Annotated in this window: 18 protein-coding genes and 2 pseudogenes; 14 read left to right on the forward strand and 6 right to left on the reverse strand. The window is 59.7% G+C overall.

The features are described from left to right. The first annotated feature begins 28 nt into the window (after window positions 1–28). Window positions 29–1,048 carry a branched-chain amino acid aminotransferase gene (locus ACZRJ6_RS17220; RefSeq protein WP_133100385.1) on the forward strand — a complete coding sequence of 340 codons (1,020 nt, stop codon included), beginning with the start codon at window positions 29–31 and terminating at the stop codon, window positions 1,046–1,048. A 50-nt stretch (window positions 1,049–1,098) separates the two neighbouring features. Here ACZRJ6_RS17220 and ACZRJ6_RS17225 read toward each other — a convergent pair whose 3' ends face one another. After that, a complete protein-coding gene (locus tag ACZRJ6_RS17225) occupies window positions 1,099–1,986 on the reverse strand; it encodes a GNAT family acetyltransferase (RefSeq protein WP_463969380.1) in 888 nt (295 codons plus the stop codon). Window positions 1,987–2,195: 209 nt separating this feature from the next. On the opposite strand from ACZRJ6_RS17225, the gene ctlX reads away from it, so the two are divergent. The 5 genes and pseudogenes from ctlX (at window position 2,196) to ACZRJ6_RS17250 (ending at window position 5,808) form a co-directional block, all read left to right on the forward strand. Continuing rightward, window positions 2,196–3,137 carry a citrulline utilization hydrolase CtlX gene (ctlX, locus tag ACZRJ6_RS17230; protein ID WP_463969379.1) on the forward strand — a complete coding sequence of 314 codons (942 nt, stop codon included), beginning with the start codon at window positions 2,196–2,198 and terminating at the stop codon, window positions 3,135–3,137. Next, window positions 3,134–4,180, forward strand: a complete 1,047-nt coding sequence (locus tag ACZRJ6_RS17235; RefSeq protein ID WP_463969378.1) for an ornithine cyclodeaminase — start codon at window positions 3,134–3,136, stop codon at window positions 4,178–4,180. Before ctlX ends, ACZRJ6_RS17235 begins: the two co-directional genes overlap by 4 nt. A gap of 277 nt (window positions 4,181–4,457) precedes the next feature. Beyond that, window positions 4,458–4,748, forward strand: a pseudogene (locus ACZRJ6_RS17240) (ABC transporter substrate-binding protein); the annotation flags it as partial. Window positions 4,749–4,795: 47 nt separating this feature from the next. Next, a pseudogene (locus ACZRJ6_RS17245) lies at window positions 4,796–5,298 on the forward strand (ATP-binding cassette domain-containing protein). A 12-nt stretch (window positions 5,299–5,310) separates the two neighbouring features. After that, the gene (locus ACZRJ6_RS17250; protein WP_463969377.1) at window positions 5,311–5,808 is read left to right on the forward strand and encodes an Lrp/AsnC family transcriptional regulator; all 498 of its coding nucleotides are present in this window, start codon (window positions 5,311–5,313) and stop codon (window positions 5,806–5,808) included. 133 nt (window positions 5,809–5,941) lie between these two features. Here ACZRJ6_RS17250 and ACZRJ6_RS17255 read toward each other — a convergent pair whose 3' ends face one another. From ACZRJ6_RS17255 to ACZRJ6_RS17265, 3 genes are all read right to left on the reverse strand, one after another. Next, a complete protein-coding gene (locus ACZRJ6_RS17255; protein ID WP_463969376.1) occupies window positions 5,942–6,775 on the reverse strand; it encodes a TIGR03915 family putative DNA repair protein in 834 nt (277 codons plus the stop codon). Continuing rightward, a complete protein-coding gene (locus tag ACZRJ6_RS17260; protein ID WP_463969375.1) occupies window positions 6,772–7,992 on the reverse strand; it encodes a putative DNA modification/repair radical SAM protein in 1,221 nt (406 codons plus the stop codon). The genes ACZRJ6_RS17255 and ACZRJ6_RS17260 overlap by 4 nt, the downstream gene beginning before the upstream one ends. Window positions 7,993–8,124: 132 nt before the next feature. Further along, window positions 8,125–8,469, reverse strand: a complete 345-nt coding sequence (locus ACZRJ6_RS17265; RefSeq protein ID WP_463969374.1) for an FKBP-type peptidyl-prolyl cis-trans isomerase — start codon at window positions 8,467–8,469, stop codon at window positions 8,125–8,127. Between the two features lie 243 nt (window positions 8,470–8,712). Here ACZRJ6_RS17265 and ACZRJ6_RS17270 point away from each other — a divergent pair, with 243 nt between their 5' ends. The 3 genes from ACZRJ6_RS17270 (at window position 8,713) to ACZRJ6_RS17280 (ending at window position 10,866) form a co-directional block, all read left to right on the forward strand. Continuing rightward, entirely contained in the window at window positions 8,713–10,209 is a 1,497-nt protein-coding gene (locus ACZRJ6_RS17270) for a PAS domain S-box protein (RefSeq protein WP_463969373.1), read from the forward strand. A gap of 122 nt (window positions 10,210–10,331) precedes the next feature. After that, a complete protein-coding gene (locus ACZRJ6_RS17275; protein WP_463969372.1) occupies window positions 10,332–10,583 on the forward strand; it encodes a CsbD family protein in 252 nt (83 codons plus the stop codon). Window positions 10,584–10,593: 10 nt separating this feature from the next. After that, on the forward strand, window positions 10,594–10,866 hold the full coding sequence (locus ACZRJ6_RS17280) for a DUF1652 domain-containing protein (protein WP_463969371.1): 273 nt from the start codon (window positions 10,594–10,596) through the stop codon (window positions 10,864–10,866). On the opposite strand, the gene ACZRJ6_RS17285 is transcribed toward ACZRJ6_RS17280, so the two are convergent. After that, complete coding sequence (locus ACZRJ6_RS17285; protein WP_463969370.1) at window positions 10,829–12,022, reverse strand: MFS transporter; 1,194 nt, start codon at window positions 12,020–12,022, stop codon at window positions 10,829–10,831. The genes ACZRJ6_RS17280 and ACZRJ6_RS17285 overlap by 38 nt on opposite strands. A gap of 87 nt (window positions 12,023–12,109) precedes the next feature. Between ACZRJ6_RS17285 and ACZRJ6_RS17290 the strand changes: the two genes are divergently transcribed. The 4 genes from ACZRJ6_RS17290 to ACZRJ6_RS17305 are packed head-to-tail and all read left to right on the forward strand — an operon-like array spanning window position 12,110 to window position 15,400. After that, window positions 12,110–12,256, forward strand: coding sequence for a hypothetical protein (locus ACZRJ6_RS17290; protein WP_463993552.1), 147 nt, complete (start codon window positions 12,110–12,112; stop codon window positions 12,254–12,256). Window positions 12,257–12,314: 58 nt separating this feature from the next. After that, the gene (locus ACZRJ6_RS17295; protein ID WP_133100401.1) at window positions 12,315–12,872 is read left to right on the forward strand and encodes a cupin domain-containing protein; all 558 of its coding nucleotides are present in this window, start codon (window positions 12,315–12,317) and stop codon (window positions 12,870–12,872) included. Window positions 12,873–12,905: 33 nt separating this feature from the next. Beyond that, window positions 12,906–14,252 (forward strand): glutamine synthetase family protein, encoded by a 1,347-nt coding sequence (locus tag ACZRJ6_RS17300; RefSeq protein ID WP_463969369.1) that lies wholly within the window; start codon window positions 12,906–12,908, stop codon window positions 14,250–14,252. Window positions 14,253–14,302: 50 nt separating this feature from the next. Then, a complete protein-coding gene (locus ACZRJ6_RS17305; protein WP_463969368.1) occupies window positions 14,303–15,400 on the forward strand; it encodes a DNA alkylation repair protein in 1,098 nt (365 codons plus the stop codon). A gap of 2 nt (window positions 15,401–15,402) precedes the next feature. Here ACZRJ6_RS17305 and ACZRJ6_RS17310 read toward each other — a convergent pair whose 3' ends face one another. Then, window positions 15,403–16,290, reverse strand: coding sequence for a LysR family transcriptional regulator (locus tag ACZRJ6_RS17310; protein ID WP_463969367.1), 888 nt, complete (start codon window positions 16,288–16,290; stop codon window positions 15,403–15,405). Between the two features lie 130 nt (window positions 16,291–16,420). Here ACZRJ6_RS17310 and ACZRJ6_RS17315 point away from each other — a divergent pair, with 130 nt between their 5' ends. Next, window positions 16,421–18,067: a GMC family oxidoreductase gene (locus tag ACZRJ6_RS17315; RefSeq protein ID WP_463969366.1), complete on the forward strand. Its 1,647-nt coding sequence runs from the start codon at window positions 16,421–16,423 to the stop codon at window positions 18,065–18,067. Window positions 18,068–18,107 lie beyond the last annotated feature (40 nt).

An 18,107-nucleotide genomic window follows, 5' to 3' on the forward strand; every position in this document is an offset into this window, starting at 1 on the left:
AGGCGGTTGACAAGAGATAGAGGGTGTCATGGGTAACGAAAGCATCAATTGGGACAAGCTGGGTTTTGACTACATCAAGACCGACAAGCGTTTTCTCCAGCACTGGCGTAATGGCGAGTGGGAAAAAGGCACCCTGACCGAAGATAACGTGCTGCACATCAGCGAGGGCTCCACCGCCCTGCACTACGGCCAGCAATGCTTCGAAGGCATGAAGGCCTATCGCTGCAAGGACGGTTCGATCAACCTGTTCCGCCCGGACCAGAACGCCCTGCGCATGCAGCGCAGCTGCGCACGCCTGCTGATGCCACAAGTGCCGACTGAAGATTTTATCGAAGCCTGCAAGGAAGTGGTCCGCGCCAACGAGCGTTTCATCCCGCCGTACGGCACCGGCGGTGCGTTGTACCTGCGTCCGTTCGTGATCGGTACCGGTGACAACATCGGTGTGCGCACTGCGCCCGAGTTCATCTTCTCGATCTTCTGCATCCCGGTGGGCGCCTACTTCAAGGGCGGCCTGACCCCGCACAACTTCCTGATTTCCGGCTACGACCGTGCAGCACCAAACGGCACTGGCGCGGCCAAGGTCGGCGGCAACTACGCCGCGAGCCTGATGCCGGGCTCCCAGGCGAAAAAGGCCAACTTTGCCGATTGCATCTACCTGGACCCGCAAACCCACTCGAAGATCGAGGAAGTCGGTTCGGCCAATTTCTTCGGGATTACCCACGACAACACGTTCGTCACCCCGAACTCGCCGTCGGTATTGCCAGGCATCACCCGCCTGTCGCTGATCGAACTGGCCAAGACCCGCCTGGGCCTGAAAGTGGTCGAAGGCGATGTGTTCGTCGACAAGCTGTCGGACTTCAAGGAAGCCGGCGCCTGCGGTACAGCGGCGGTGATCACGCCCATCGGCGGCATCGAATACAAAGACAAGCTGCACGTGTTCTACAGCGAAAAAGACGTCGGCCCGGTGACCCAGAAGCTCTATAAAGAGCTGACCGGTGTGCAATCGGGTGATGTTGAAGCGCCTGAGGGTTGGATCGTCAAGGTTTGATCCTGCACCTGTTTTAAACAGGAAACCCGCCTATTTGGCGGGTTTCTTGTTTATTCGGGGATGTTTTCCGGGATCTTCTTGCCCATGCTGATCCGCGGCTCCGCCCCGTAGCCCAGCGCCTCGTAAAAACCCACTACCGCATCATTGCCGCCAGTGATCTGCAGGTTGATCTTCATGCAGCCCAAGGCCGTTAATGCCTGCTCGGCATGCCGTACCAACGAGGCGCCCAAGCCTTGCCGGCGATAGTCGGGATGCACTGCCACCGAATACAACCAGCCGCGATGCCCGTCATAACCGGCGAGGATGGTGCCAATCACGGTTTTCTTGTCCGTAGCCACAAAAAACAACCCATCATTGACCGCCAGTTTTTTATCAATGACCAGGGTCGGCAGGTTGTGCGCCGTGTCATAACCAAAGGCCGCCTGCCACAGCGCTACCACCTGCGCACGGTGTGGGCGGTCGCGGTAGGGGCCAATGGGATGGCGTGACGACAATGCCTTCTCCATCACCAGGGTGCGTTCGTTACCGTGATAGACGTCGCGCACAGTAATGAAGCCTAACTTGATATAGAACAATTCGGCAGTCAGTGAGGAGGGTACATTCAATACCGTCACTCCGGCCTCGCGGGCACGCAGTTCGATTTCGATCATCAGTAGGCGGCCGATACCCTGGCCTTGCAACGTCGGATTGACGAACACCGAACGCACCACATTAGCGTCGAGTGCGGCGGTGGCGACGATCACTTGATCCTGGATCGCCACCAAGACGGTTCGGCGCTTAAGCAATTGCAGCACCGCGTCGGGAGTAAAGTTGCTCGCCACCCGCGCAATCACGTCGGCCGGGTAATCCTGGGCGTTGCTGTCGTGCAGGGCCGCGAGAATGACTTGGCTTATGCCTTCAGCATCGGCGGTTTTGGCGAGACGAACTTCGGTTGGCATGACTTCTCCTTCTTGACACCAATATCGTAGCGTGCAGCAGCATCGCATTTTTCACCGAAAAGATGCCACGCCTACCCTCAGCAGCCGATTTCGCTGCAAAACCCCGCTTTTCAGCTTTCCCGGCTGAGCCACGCCCCTACTTCAACCGGGATTCTGCCTCCATAGCGCACAAAATAGCTTTACTGCCCAACCCATGGACCCGTGCCCCCATGCAAACCACTAACACCGTTCTGATGATCCGCCCGGCACGCTTTGCCTTCAACCCGGACACCGCGATCAACAACCGCTTCCAGCAAGCGCCCCTAGACCCCTACAGCGCACAGCAGAAAGCGCTGGAAGAATTCGACGGCTATGTCAACACCCTGCGCCAGCACGGCGTGGAAGTACTGGTGGTGCAAGATACCCTCGCGCCCCACACCCCGGATTCGATCTTCCCCAACAACTGGTGGAGCAGCCACGCCGACGGCAGCCTGGTGCTGTACCCGATGGAGGGCCAGAACCGCCGCCTGGAACGCAGCAAAGGCGTGCTGCAAGTACTGGAGCAACGCTTTGCCATCCACGACACCATCGATTTCAGCCACCTCGAAGAACAGAACATGTTCCTCGAAGGCACCGGCAGCATGGTCCTCGACCGCCAGCACCGCATCAGCTACGCCTGTCACTCAGGGCGTACTCACTCCGATGCCTTGCGCCAGTTTGCCGAACGCCTGAACTACCAGGTCTGCGTATTTCACGCCGTCGACCGCCACCACGCACCGATCTACCACAGCAACGTGATGATGAGCGTGGGCCGCAACCTCGCCGTGGCCTGCCTGCAAGCGCTGCCCGAAGAGCACGAACGCCTGGCCCTGGAACACTCCCTGCGCGACACTGGCAAGGACATCCTGGCCCTGGACTTCGACCAGTTGGAAGCCTTCGCCGGCAACATGCTGGAAGTCCACGACCGCCACGGCCAGCCGCTGCTGGTGATGTCCGCCAGCGCCTGGCACTCCCTCAAGCCCACCCAACGCCTGCACGTGGAACGCCACACCCGGCCGGTGGTGGTGAACATCGACAACATCGAGCGCATCGGCGGCGGCAGTGCCCGCTGTATGTTGGCGGAAGTGCATCTGCCAGCCCGTCCCTCATACCAACAAGGAGTCTTCCCATGACCCGTTATATCGACGTCAACGACCTCAGCTATCTAGTTTCGCAAAAAGGTCTGCTGACCTGTATCGCCGAGATGGCCGAGTACATTCGCGCCGACTACCTGCGCTGGCATGACTTTGAAAAATGCGCACGCCTGGCCAACCACTCACCGGAAGGTGTGATCGAGTTGATGCCGGTTTCGGACGCCTCGCTGTACGCCTTCAAGTACGTCAACGGCCATCCGAAAAACACCCAAAGCGGCATGCTCACCGTCATGGCCTTCGGCGCCCTCGGCGATGTCGACACCGGCAAGCCGGTGCTGCTCAGCGAAATGACCCTGACCACCGCGATCCGCACCGCCGCCACCTCGGCGCTGGTCGCACGCTACCTGGCCCGGGAAGACAGCCGCAGCATGGCGTTGATCGGCAACGGTTCCCAGAGCGAGTTCCAGGCCCTGGCCTTTCATTCGATGCTGGGCATCAATGAGATCCGCCTGTTCGATATCGACGCCAAGGCCACCGCCAAGCTGGCGAACAACCTCAAGGCCTTCCCGGCGATCAAAGTGATCCTGGCCAGCAGCGTGGCTGACGCCGTACGCGGTGCCGACATCGTCACCACTGTCACCGCAGACAAGGCCTACGCCACGATCCTCACTGACGAGATGATCGAGCCCGGCATGCACCTCAATGCCGTCGGCGGCGACTGCCCCGGCAAGACCGAACTGGACCGACGAATCGTCGAGCGTGCGCGGGTGATCGTCGAGTACGAACCGCAAAGCCGCATCGAAGGCGAAATCCAGCAAATGCCGCAAGATTCCCCGGTGACTGAACTGTGGCAAGTCATCAACGGCCAAGTGGCTGGCCGGGAAAATCCGCGCCAGGTCACGCTGTTCGACTCGGTGGGTTTTGCAATCGAAGACTACTCAGCCCTGCGGTACGTACTGGACGTGGCCAAGGCCCTGGAAGTGGGCAGCGAACTGGAACTGGTTCCGGATCTGGCCGATCCCAAGGACCTGTTTGCACGGCTTGCGCAGCAGCCGTCCGCACAGCAGAAAAAACACGCCTGAGACCGCTCTGGCCTGCCGCTTTGCGCAAGGGGCAGGCTGGAAATAGTTGATCAACAAGCCAATTTAACGGGTATTTCAGCCGATTGCGCCGCCACTCGCGTTTTAACAGCCTATTGCGCGTGTCATCGCTGGGGTAAACGACACAAAAGGCGCACCACCTTGAAGCATTCTTTGTGACGAGCCCGCTCACCACACAAACCCACTTGCCATAAAAAAGCTCGCGACAACACCTTGTTTACTGCCCTGACATCTAATTACAAAATATAGGGAATACACCATGACTCCGCTCCGATCACTTTTCGCTGCGCTGCTCCTGCCTTTGTGCGCAACTGCAGCCCAGGCCCAGGAATGGAAAGAAATCCGCTTCGGGGTGTTCCTCAGCCCAACCTCAGTGATCACCCGCAAGAGCGCCGATTTCGGCGACACGCCTGAGTCGTTGAAAGGCAAACAGGTCGGCGTCCTCCAGGGATCGCTGCAAGAAGCCTACGCGCGTGCTCATCTGGCCAAACTCGGTGCCCAGGTCAAGGCCTACCAGTCCCAGGACCAGAACTACGCCGACCTGCAAAACCTACCGTCGTAGCGGAAAACGCCAACGTCAAACTCAAGGTCGAAGGCCTGCATAAAAGTTATGGCGAACATGAGGTGCTCAAGGGTGTCTCCCTCAATGCACGCAACGGCGATGTGATCAGCCTGATCGGCGCCGGGTGTTGGGCGTGAGCGCAGCAGAGGCGGATAAACGCGCGCGCATGTACCTCGACAAGGTGGGCTTGCCGGGGCGGGTGGCTGATCAATACCCGGCGTTTCTCTCCGGCGGCCAACAGCAACGAGTGGCCATCGCTCGTGCCCTGGCCATGGAGCCGGAGATCATCCTGTTCGACGAACCCACTTCAGCGCTAGACCCGGAGCTTGTAGGAGAAGTACTTAAAGTCATACAGACGTTGGCTGAGGAAGGTCGTACCATGCTTATGGTCACCCACGAAATGGGCTTTGCTCGGCAGGTGTCCAGCCAGGTGCTGTTTCTGCATCAGGGTCGGGTCGAGGAACAAGGCGGAGCCGAAATCCTCGATCACCCCAACAGCGAACGCTTGCAGCAATTTCTTTCCAACCGCTTGAAGTGAACACCAAACCCCATGGATACCAAGGCAAAAGGCCCTCATTCTTCCCCAGTGCTGGATCGCATCGACGAAGCCATCATCGATGTGCTGCGACATCAGGGGCGCATTACCTACGAGAAGCTGTCTTCCTTGGTGCACCTTACGCCCAGGCCTTGCCTGGAGCGGGTGCGCAAGCTGGAGCGACGTGGGGTGATCCGTGGTTATGGCGCCATCATCGATGTGCAAATGGTCTCGCCGGGGCTCTCCTTGCTAGTGCTGATCGCCCTCTCCAACCAGAGCGGTCGTTCGGCACAGAAAGCCTTCGAGGCCTGCGTCAAAGCTTGCCCGCAGGTGTTCGAGTGCCAATTGATCAGCGGCCCGTTCGACTACAGCCTGCGCATGCGCTGCCGGGACATGGAGCATTATCGGGTGCTGACGGAAACCTGGTTGAACAACGGCGAGCTGCACATCGATAAGCTGGTGGCGCATCCGGAGTTGGCGGTGGTGAAGAATACCGCGACCGAATTAGCCTGAAACCCGGTGTCTTAAACACTGGAGAACCCATGTGGGGCTGGCTTGTCGGGTCGCCGCATCGCTGCGATAGCATCAACTCGGTTCTGCTACTGGACCGAGTCGTCTGCATCGCGGGCAAGCCCGGCTCCCACACTTAACCGTGCCCGCTTGAAATCCGCTTGCCCGGCAGCGCCGCAATCAACTTCGCCTGCCCATCCCGCTGCTTACCCGTGCGAGCCTCACTGATCAACCCCGGTATCAACTTGCCCTCCGGCAGATTCTTCCAGAACCGACTGGGCAAATGCCCTTCCATGACTTTGGGGTTCAACCGTGCCGGGTTGAAGATATGGCTGTAGTAGGTCAGCCACATGGCGCTGTGGGGGTCTTCGACGTTTTGCGCCAACTGCCGCCATTGCGGCGGGCAACTGCGCTGATGAATCAGTTGCTGGCCGTCGTAATACACCCCATCCAAAGGCGTGGCGATCAACCAGCGATGCCGGCCCATTCGCCCAACAAAGTGCTGGCTCGCGCTGTGCAGAATGTCGTGGGCCGGTTCATGCCACGCCACGTACTCGGGCAACTCAGGCCCCGCCGCCGTGGGCAACGCGATGAACCGCACAAAGGCATGCAGGTGATGAGCCTCACGCTGCACCTGCTTCAACCGCCGATGCAACTCGCTGCCCAGCTTGTCCCCCGCCAGCATCGCCGTGCGATCACCATGACTGACGCGCCACAGCACTTCATACAGCAGGCTCCAGCGCTGTTCACCGTGATAACAGGCGGCGCTCTCCAACAGTTCCAACAGCGCCTTGGGAATCCGTGCCTGGAACGGTCCCGCGTGTGCCGGATACGCCTCGTCGGTAGCAAACAAGTCAGCCACTTCTGCCTCGCCCCAGCTCACATGGCTCGGATCAATCTGATGGCTGAGTAGCCAGCGCGCCTGCTCGCGCCACGTGCTGAATAGGTTGTCGCATTCCAGGCTGATCATCCCCACAACCCCATTTGTTGTGGTTGCGGGCGGTCCCGCAGTTGCTCACGCAGCAGCACGCTGGTGCTTTCCGCCTGCTGTGGGTGGTAGTCGCTGGTGATGAAAAATGGTTTGGCCTTGCTCAGCACGCAACGCATCCGTGCCAGGTCTTCATAACGGATCTTGCGTTGCCGGCGCAGGTCCACCAAACGCTGGGTGGTGCGCAGGCCAATCCCGGGAATTCGCGCGATCAGCGTCGGCTCGGCGCGGTTTAAATCCAGGGGGAATACATCGCGGTGTTCCAGGGCCCAGGCCAGCTTGGGGTCGATATCCAGGGCCAGGTGCCCCGGGCCCTGAAACAGCTCGCTGGCGCTGAAACCATAACTGCGCAAGAGGAAATCCGCTTGGTACAAACGGTGCTCGCGCATCAACGGCGGCGCGGCCAGGGGCACGCTTTTCGGGCTATTGGGGATGGGGCTGAAGGCCGAGTAGTAAACCCTGCGCAATTTGAAATTGCCGTACAACGACTCCGCGCTGTGGAGGATGGTGCTGTCGTCAGTGTCATCGGCGCCGACAATCATCTGCGTGCTTTGCCCGGCCGGGGCGAAACGCGGCGAGCGGGGTTCGTTGAGGACCGTTTGCTCGCCGGTAAAGATGGTCTGCATTGCCTGTTTGATCGAGACAATCTGCTTTTCTGGCGCGAGGATCTGCAAGCTCTTGTCCGTGGGTAACTCGATATTCACGCTCAGCCGATCGGCATAGCGGCCAGCCTCGGCAATCAACGCCGGGTCGGCTTCGGGGATGGTCTTGAGGTGGATATAACCGCGAAAGTCATGCTCTTCGCGCAGTAGCTTGGCCACCCGCACCAGTTGCTCCATGGTGTAGTCCGCCGAACGGATGATCCCGGAACTGAGAAACAGCCCGCTGACGCAATTGCGCCGGTAGAAATCCAGGGTCAGGGTCACCACTTCTTCCGGGCTGAACCGCGCGCGGGGCACGTCACTGGAGCGGCGGTTGACGCAGTATTGGCAATCGTAGAGGCAGAAGTTGGTGAGTAACACCTTGAGCAACGACACGCAGCGCCCATCCGGCGTATAGCTGTGGCAAATCCCCATGCCATCGGTCGAACCCAACCCCGCCTTGCCCTCGGAGCTGCGCTTGGGCGCACCGCTGCTGGCGCAAGACGCGTCGTACTTGGCGGCATCGGCAAGGATGCTGAGCTTTTCGATCAACTGCATGAGGGGCACCGATACTGGTTTTTTATACAGTACCAGCAGCGCTGCCGCAGGTTCAAGGGAATGGTGGTGAACGGTCGAACAATCTTTTAAGGCGCGTGCGTTCGATCCCGCAACACCAACCCCACCTATTCCTCAATCATCCCTTGTCAGCACTTCCAGCAATTGGATCTCGAAGCGCAAATGACTGTTGGGCTTGATATGCGCGCCCATGCTCCGCTCGCCATAGGCCAGGTGCGCCGGCACGGACAACGTGCGAATACCGCCGACCTGCATGCCCATCAACCCCAGATCCCAGCCCTTGATTACCCGGCCAGTACCGATCACACACTGGAACGGCTTGCCGCGCTCCCAGGATGAATCGAACACCGTGCCATCTTCCAGGGTGCCGGTGTATTGCGTAGTGATCAGGGCGCCCTTGACCACGGTTTTGCCGTCGCCCAAGCGCACGTCGGTGATTTGTAGATCTTCGCTGTTCATGGGGGATCTCGTTGGGTTTGCACAGACCGGGGTTTTCCCAGAATCAGCTGGTTTTGGCAAGCGCAGGAAAAATCCAATTCGAGACATTTTTGATCGTTCCCATACTCTGCATGGGAATGATCATCCGATTCAATCAGGCCAGCGGCACCCCTCGTGTAGCAATCGCCATACGCCCAGGACTTTCTCTGCACTATCCTGAGGCCCAGATGTCGTACTTCTCATGCGACCTACCCCGGAGAAACCATGAGCCAGGCCGTCCTCGCCAAAGAAACCAATCGCCGCCAATTGCAGCAGATCATCTCCGGGTTGTCCGACGGAGTGATTCTCGCCGAGGTCGACCAGACCATCCTCTGGGCCAACGACGCCGCGCTGACCATGCACGGCGTGGGTAGCATCGCCGGGCTGGGCGCCAATACCAGGGAATATGCCGCGCGCTTCGCCTTGCGCTACCGCAATAACCACCCGCTATTGCTGGAGAGCTACCCGCTGAGCCGGGTGGCGGACGGTGAGGAATTCAGCGACGTGGTGGTGGAAGTCACCCCCACCGGTAACGCCGAAAAAACCTGGGTCCATCGCCTGCGCAGCCTGGTGCTCACTGACACTGCTGGCGAGCCAGAGCTGCTGGTACTGATCCTCAGCGATGCTACCGAATGGGCCAGTGCTGAACAGCGTTTCGAAAAGACTTTCAACGCCAACCCGGCACCGGCGGTGATCTGCCGCCTGAGCGACCTGCGCTACATCAAGGTCAACCAGGGTTTCCTGGAGATGACCGGCTACAACCGCGACCAAGTAATCGGCCGCTCAGTGTACGAACTGGACGTGCTGGAACAGGCTGAACGCAAGGAGTTGGCGATCCAGCGCCTGGGCGAAGGTGCAACCATCCCGCAGATGCAGGCCGAGCTGAAGCTGCCCAAAGGCGGCAGCAAGCTAGTAATCGTCGCCGGCCAGCCCCTGGATATGAACGAGGAAGACTGCATGCTGTTTTCCTTCACTGACCTGGAGCCCCGGCGCAAGGCCGAAATTGCCCTGCGCCAGAGTGAAGAGCGCTTCGCCAAATCCTTCCGCCTGACACCGGTGCCGACGCTGGTGTGCTGCGCTGCCAACCAGCAGGTGGTGGACATCAACGAAGCCTTCATGACCATCACCGGCTACACCAGTGAAGAGTTGATCGGCAAATCCATCGAAAACATCGACTTTATCGACAGCCCCCAGGCCTGCACACAGTTGTTCGCTGCACTGGAAAAAGCCGGCAACCTCGACGGCCTGGACCTCAAGGTGCGCAAGAAAGGCAACGAGGTGATCGATTGCGTGCTGTCAGCCGACACCGTCAGCATCCAGGACGTGCCCTGCTACATGCTGGTGCTGATGAACATCACCGAACGCAAACGCTCGGAGCTTGAACTGGTGGCCGCCATCGAGGAAGTGATGCAGGACGCCTCCTGGTTCAGCCAGACCCTGATCGAAAAACTGGCCAACGCCAAGAGCGTCAACAGCCCCGATTTGCCGAGCGTCTCCTTCACCGACCTCACCGCCCGGGAGCGCGACGTACTGGGGTTGATCTGCGAAGGCCTGGCCGACAAGGAAATCGCCTTGCGCCTGAAGTTGGCGCCCAACACCGTGCGCAATCATGTGGCCACGGTGTATTCCAAACTTGGCGTGCACAGCCGCAGTGCCGCCATTGTCTGGGCGCGTGAACGCGGGCTATTTGCCGGCGAACGGCGGTTGAAAAGTAAGAAATAAGGTGCAAATGCACTAGTGCGATCAGTGCAAATTCGCCTTATTCAGCAGTTGTCTACTCCTTAACCTTGAAGGGTAAGCACAGGCTTCAGAGCCTGTGCCATAAGCCCTTGAAGGAGAACACCATGAAAAGCGAACAGGTCAAAGGCACCGTCGAAAAAGTCGCAGGCAAGGCACAAGGTTTCTTCGGTGAGTTGACCGGTGACGAACAGCTTCAAGCCGAAGGTGTTGCCCGCCAGGCCGCCGGCCAATTGCAGCAAACCTACGGCGATGCATTGGATAGCGTCGGTGATTTCGCCAAAAACAAACCGCTTGCCACCGTGGCGATTGTTGCCGGTGTGGGCCTGGTCCTGGGCCTATTGTTACGTCGTCGCTGAGGGCGCCCGCATGTTTACCCTCTCGCAACTGCGCAACTGCATCGAAGCAGGCTTGCTGCCTCTGAACTGCGAATTCACCCTGTGCCGCGATGCGTCATTGACCTTGAAAGTCTTTGATGCAGAAAGCGGCCGGGTGGACCTGGTGGTCACAGGAATCAGCATCAACAAGCTGAAAAACCCGCAAGACGTAGAAAACATGATCGAAGAACTGCGCTACGAGTTGCAAAGCAATACCGTAGGGCAGGTCAATCTGGCCGATCAGAGCGTATCGACGCACCAATAAAGTAGAACAAGCCCCCACCGACAATAAACGCCGCCAGCATGTAGAACATATAGTGGGCCGGCAGGCTGGCCAGCACCAGCCCGCACAATACCGGCCCCAGCGCAGCGCCAAGGTTGGAAAGGTTTTGCGCACCGTAGTACATGCCCCGCAGGTGGTCTGGGGCGATCCGGTCGATAAACATGTACTCGGCGGGAAACACGATAATTTCCCCCACGGTGAAAATCGCCATGGCCAGGACCCACCACCACACAGTGGTCGCCAGCGCAAAACCGATCACCCCCAGCATGAACATCCCCAGGCCCAGGATCAGCCAGCGACTCAGGTGGCGATGGGAAATACGCCGGCCAATAAAATACTGCAGGCTGATCACCATCAGTGCGTTGGTGGTTACCACCGAACTGATGATGGTGTAGGTGTATTGCGCAGTGGTGGTGGTCACCAGGTACAGGGACAAGTAGGCCGTGAACTGGCCGAACACCACGGCGCTGAGCAAGCCGCCGACGGTAAAGCAGACCAGCCGGTGATCGCGCAATAACAAGCCACCCACCGCCAGGAATGACACCGGTTTTTGCGTGATGTCGACGGTGGTGAGGTACCTGTCGCCCCAACGCCAGTAGAGCAAGAAAAACCCCGCCCCAAGTACCGCCGACAGCACAAACGGCAGGCTGATATCGAGCTTGGCCACCACTGCCCCGAGCGCCGGGCCTACCGCATACCCGATATTGGTCAGGGTGTACTTGATGGAAAATACTTCGCTGCGCGCCGCTTCAGGCAGCAGGCTGGCAAAGCCGGACTTCACCGCGATATCAATCACCGCATAAGCCAGGTTGATCAGGATCAGACAGCTGTAAAACAACCACAGGTCTCGCGCCAGCACGGTGCCGACAAAGCCCAGCACAAACACCAGGCTCAGGCCAAGCAACAGCCGATAGCTGTTGACCCGGTCCACCAGGAAGCCGCCGTACACACTCAACAGGGAACCGACGATCAGTGAACTGCCAATCACCAGGCCGACCTGGCTGATGTCCAGGGCAAAACGGCTGGACAGGTAGATCACCAGGTAGGGAAAGGTAATCGCCCTCGCCAGCGTGAGAATCAGCGTGGCTAACAGCAGTAGATTAACCGTGCGGGGGTAGTTTTTTATGGTGGCCAGCATCCTGCTCTCATGTCCTTAAGTCGATCGCCCAGGGAGCCATTGCAGCCAGCGGGCGCAGGTACCTTAACGCAAGTTGAGCGGCAAAAAATGCTGACCTATGCATTTATGCAAAATTTAAATGGGGTCGACAGCGAAGCAGATTCGGTATGGGAGCTGTCGAGCTTCAGCGAGGCTGCGATAGCGGTGGGCCAGGCAACATTTCTATTTGATGTGCTGACGTCATTGCGCACATGAAACTAATGATGTAATTTTTCATGAAATTTATTAAAGATAATTTCACGGCGCCTCCCCCATGGACAAACAAGAAGAACTCGACGCCCTGGCGATCCTGATCCACGACCTGCGCAAGTACAAGAAGCTCACCCTGGCCCAACTGGCGCAAAAGATCGACCGCTCCGTCGGCTTCCTGTCCCAGGTCGAGCGCGGTTTGTCCCGTCCGACGGTGGCCGACTTGACTGCCATCAGCCACGCGCTGGACGTGCCCACTACCTATTTCTACAGCCTGTCCAAGCCCAAGGCGGTGAACTGGGTGACCCGCCCTAACGAGCGGCGCACGGTGTATTACGCCAATGGGATCACCGACATCCTCGTCTCGCCGAGCATGCAGGGTGCTTTTTCGATCCTCGACAGCCTGCTGGAACCCGGCGCCAACAGTGGTGAACAGACCATGAGCGACCGCGCCGAACAGGCCGGTTACGTGCTGGAGGGCGAGTTGACGCTGTGGGTCGAGGGCGAGGCCGAGTCGGTCACGCTGGGCCCCGGCGACAGTTTTCACCTGGCCAGTTTTGCCCATTGCCGCTACGGCAACCTGACCGACCTGCCAGCCCGCGTGCTGTGGGTCTATAACTGAGCGCCGATCACGGCACACAAAGGAGCGTCACCCGTGCAAAGCAAGTCTTCCACGCTGCTGGCCGAAGTCCGGACTTTTCGCCAGAACCACCCTGACGTGCGTTACGTCGACCTGATTTCCCTGGATATTCCAGGGCACTTTTATGGCAAGCGCTACCCGGTGGAAATGCTGGAAAAAGTCGCCGCCGGCAGTCCCTTGAAGCTGCCGCAAAATGCCGTGCTGCTGGGGGTTCAGGGCGGCCTGTTCAAGATCGGCGACTATTGCTTCCACGACGGCGACCCGGACGCCAATCGGCGCCTGGTGCCCGGCACCCTCAAGCCGGTGAGTTGGGAAGCGCAACCCTTGGGGCAGATGCTGATCACCTCCGATGGCACCGAAGCGCCCATCGAATTCGAACCCCGCGAGGTATTGGCCAAGGTCCTGGAACGCTTGCAGCGCAAGGGCATTCACCCGGTGGTGGCCTTCGAGCTGGAGTTCTACTTGCTCGATAAAAAACTCGCTGACGGCCTGCCGCAATTTGCCCGCGACCCGTTGAGCGATGACCCTGACGACCAACCCAACCTGCACATCGAACGCCTGTCGCGCTTTGCCCCGGTGCTCGATGACATGGTGCAAACTGCCCAGGCCCAGGGCATCGACATTACGGTGATCACCGCCGAATTGGGCCCCGGCCAGTTCGAGATCAATTTCGGTCACCTCGACGACGGCCTGCGCGCTGCCGACTGGGCCGCCCTGTTCTGCCGCAGCACCCGTGGCGTGGCTCTCAAGCATGGTTATCGCGCCAGCTTTATGGCCAAGCCATACCTGCACCATCCGGGCAGTGGCATGCATGTGCATGTCAGCCTCTACGATGCCGCGGGCAACAACCTGCTGGCGGCGCACCAGCAGCAACCGTTGCGCCATGCCGTGGCCGGTTGCCTGGAACTGCTGCCTCATTGCATGCCGATTTTCTCCCCCAACCACAACGCCTTCCGCCGCCTGGGCGGTACGGTCAATGCAGCCACGAAAGCCTGTTGGGGTTATGAAGACCGCGACGCCTGCGTACGCATTCCCGAGTCCGACCCACGCAACCTGCGCATCGAGCATCGCCTGGCCAGTGCCGACGCCAATCCGTATCTGGTGCTAGCGGCGATCCTGGTGGGGCTTGAGCACGGCCTGCAAGCGGCTCGCGAACCCATCGCACCTCTGAATGAGGACCGTAACAGCGGCACGAATTTCCCCCTGGAGATGCTCGAAGCGGTGCGCGCCATGCAGCACCAACCGGCCCTGCGCGAAGGGCTGGGTGCGGAATTTGTCGACGTCTATTGCGAAAATAAACGCCAGGATCACCTGGCCTTCCAGCAGGAGATCAATGCGCGGGAATATCGCTGGTATCTCTAGGCGCTGATGGTTAGCCTTCCGGGCATCCCCAAGTACCTGCGGACTTGTCCATGACTGACCAAAGCGCTCCTGCCCTCAAGGAAATCTTCAACGTCGAACGCCTGCAACACATCGCCACGCAGATGACGGCGGTGTACCCGGCGTTCGACGCCAAGGGTTTTCTCAAGCATGCCAAGCAGGGCTTGGCCGAGTTGTCGGTGATGCAGCGCATGGCCCGGGTCAGCGAAAGCCTGCATGCAGTGATCCCGCAGGATTACCCACAATCGCTCAAGCTGCTGTACGCCCTGGCGCCACGGCTGAACAGCGGTTTTGTCAGCCTGTTCCTGGCGCACTACGTGGCGAGCTATGGCGCCCACGACTTCAAGCGCTCCATGGCGGCGCTCAAGTATTTCACCACCTTTGGCTCCGCCGAGTTTGCCGTGCGGCACTTTCTGCTCAAGGATTTCGACCGCACCCTGGCGGTGATGCACGAGTGGTCGCAGGATGACAACGAACACGTACGACGGCTCGCCAGTGAAGGGGCACGACCCAGGCTGCCGTGGTCGTTCCGCCTGGCTCAGGTGCAAGCGGACCCAAGCCTTTGCGCCTCGATCCTCGACAACCTCAAGGCCGACAACAGCCTGTACGTGCGCAAGTCCGTGGCCAATCACCTCAACGACATCACCAAGGACCACCCGGACTGGGTGCTGACCTTGATCGAAGGCTGGTCCCTGGACAATCCCCACACCGCCTGGATCGCCCGGCATGCCTTGCGCAGCTTGATCAAGCAGGGCAACACACGGGCATTAACGATCATCGGCGCGGGGGCCAAGGCCGAGGTGAAGATTCATCAGCTCAAAGTCGAGCCTGCGGTGATTAACCTGGGAGAGCGGATCAACCTGTCCTTCTGCCTGGAATCCATCGCCGACAGCCCGCAAAAGCTGGTGGTCGACTACGCCATCGACTATGTGAAAAGCGCCGGCCACAGTGCATCCAAGGTGTTCAAGCTGAAGTCATTTACCCTTGGCCCCGGTGAACACCACACCCTGCGCCGCGCCCAACATATTCGTGAACTGACCACACGCAAGCACTACCCCGGCAAGCATGCCGTGCATGTGCTGGTGAATGGTGAACGGCTGGGCAGCGCCGAGTTTGAGCTGCGGGGCTGAGACTACTCCCCCAACAACACTCCCTGCTCGCGCGCGCACAACTCCACCACGTAATCCCACAACACCCGCAACCTCACCGACTTGTGCAGCTCGCGCCTGGAGCTGATCCAGTAACTGCGCTGGATGCTCTCCTCCGGCAGCAGCGGCACCAGGTCCGGATCACCTGCCGCCATGAAGCACGGCAGCACCGCGATCCCCAACCCCGAGCGCGCCGCCTGGTGCTGAGCGATGACGCTGGTGCTATGGAATACCACTCTAGGGTTGCGGCAAAAGCTGCTGAGGAGTTTCAGTTCCTGGCTGAACAGCAGGTCGTCGACGTAATCAATCCAGGCATGCACGGCCAGATCTTCACGTTTTTCAATAGGCGGGGTGCGTTCCAGGTAGCTGCGGCTGGCGTAGAGGGCCAGGCGGTAGTTGGTGAGTTTACGGGTCACCAGTTGGTCGGCGCTGGGCCGCTCCAGGTGGATGCTGATTTCCGCCTCGCGGTTGAGGATGCTGACAAAACGCGGTACTGCCAGCAGCTCCACTTCCAGCCCCGGATAACGTTCGAATAGGCCGCCCATGCGACCGGCGAGGAACATCACCCCCAGGCCTTCCGCCACGCCGAGGCGGATTTTGCCCAGGGGCGCGGCGCAATGGGTCAACTCATCTTCGGCCAGCAGCGCGACGTTTTCCATGGCTTCGGCATGCTTGAGCAGCGCTTCGCCGGACGGCGTCAGTTCATAACCCTGGGCGTGCTGGACGAACAGTGCGGTGCCGAGGCTTTTTTCGATGGCCTCGATGTGCCGGGCCACGGTGGCGTGCGTGGTTTTCAGTCTTTGCGCCGCCGTGAGCAGGCGACCGCTGCGCTGTAATTCAAGAAAGAACCGCAGATCATTCCAATCGAACATGTCGCCTCCCCTCTCGCCCTTAAAAGCAGCACTGTCTAAAAACGCACAGCAGCTGGGTAAAAACTAACATTTTTAAGACGAAAACTAACAACTAGGATGGTGCCAATAAGAAAAACAAGCGAGACCACAGATGCCCATTGCAGCTGCTGAATACGATTACGTAGTGGTAGGCGCCGGTCCCGCAGGCTGCCTGCTGGCCAATAGACTGTCCGCCAACCCCGCCCATCGCGTATTGCTGCTTGAAGCTGGCGGTCGCGACAATTACCCCTGGATTCACATCCCCGTCGGCTACCTGTTCTGCATCGGTAACCCGCGCACCGACTGGTGCTTCAAGACCGAGGCCCAACAAGGCCTGCAAGGCCGCGCCTTGAGCTACCCACGGGGCAAGGTGCTGGGCGGCTGCTCCTCGATCAACGGCATGATCTACATGCGTGGTCAGGCCCAGGACTATGACGGCTGGGCCGCTGAAGGCAATACCGGCTGGGCCTGGAACGATGTGTTGCCGCTGTTCAAACAAAGCGAAAACCATTTTGCTGGCAGCTCCGAATTTCACGGTAATGGCGGTGAATGGCGCATCGAACAGCAGCGCTTGCACTGGCCAATCCTCGATGCCTTTCGTGAGGCGGCCAAGCAAAGTGGCATCGCCAGCATCGACGACTTTAACCAGGGCGACAACGAAGGCTGCGGCTACTTTCAGGTCAACCAGAAAGCCGGTGTGCGCTGGAATGCGGCCAAGGCTTTTCTCAAGCCGATTCGGCAACGGCCCAATCTGACGGTGTTGACTGAGGTTGAAGTCGACCGCGTCTTGCTGGAAAACGGCCGGGCCAGCGCGGTTATCGGGCGCCAGCACGGCCAGCCAGTCACCTGGCGGGCACACAAGGAAATTATCCTGTGCGCCGGTGCCGTCGGTTCGCCCGGCATCCTGCAACGCTCCGGCATTGGCCCGGCCAGCGTACTCAAGCCCTTGGGTATCGACGTGCTGCATGAATTGCCCGGTGTCGGCGGTAACCTGCAGGACCACCTGCAACTGCGGCTGATCTACAAGCTGGAAAACGCCCGAACCCTGAACCAGATCGCCGGCACCCTGTGGGGCAAGATGGGCATGGGCCTGCGTTACCTCTATGACCGCAGCGGCCCGCTGTCCATGGCTCCCAGCCAGCTTGGCGCGTTTGCCCGGTCGGGGCCGGAACAGACCTCGGCAAACCTCGAATACCACGTGCAACCGCTGTCCCTGGAACGCTTTGGCGAACCGTTGCACGCCTTCCCGGCCTTTACCGCATCAGTCTGCGACTTGCGCCCACAAAGCCGCGGACGTATCGATATCCGCTCGGCCGACCCCAAGGATGCACCGCTGATCCAGCCCAATTACCTGAGCCACCCGGAAGACTTGCGGGTCGCCGCCGACGCCATTCGCCTGACCCGGCGCATCGTCGGCGCCCAGGCCCTGAGCCAATTCAAGCCGGTGGAGTACCTGCCCGGCGACGCCTTGCAAAGCGACGAACAACTGCAAGAAGCTGCCGCGCGGATCGGCACCACCATCTTCCACCCGGTGGGCACCTGCCGCATGGGCAGCGATAAAGATGCGGTGGTCGACGCGCAACTGCGGGTTCATGGTGTTCCCGGCCTGCGTATCGCTGATGCCTCGATCATGCCGCGCATCATCTCCGGCAATACCTGCTCACCGACGCTGATGATCGCGGAAAAAGCCGCGCATCTGATCCTGTCCCCCGACACAAGGAGCCTCGCCCCAGAGAGAGAACTGGTTACGGCAATCTGAGCACCCCCGTCTCCTACAGGGGGAGGTGGTGCGGCGACGC

Source organism: Pseudomonas sp. C321, from assembly GCF_055407105.1.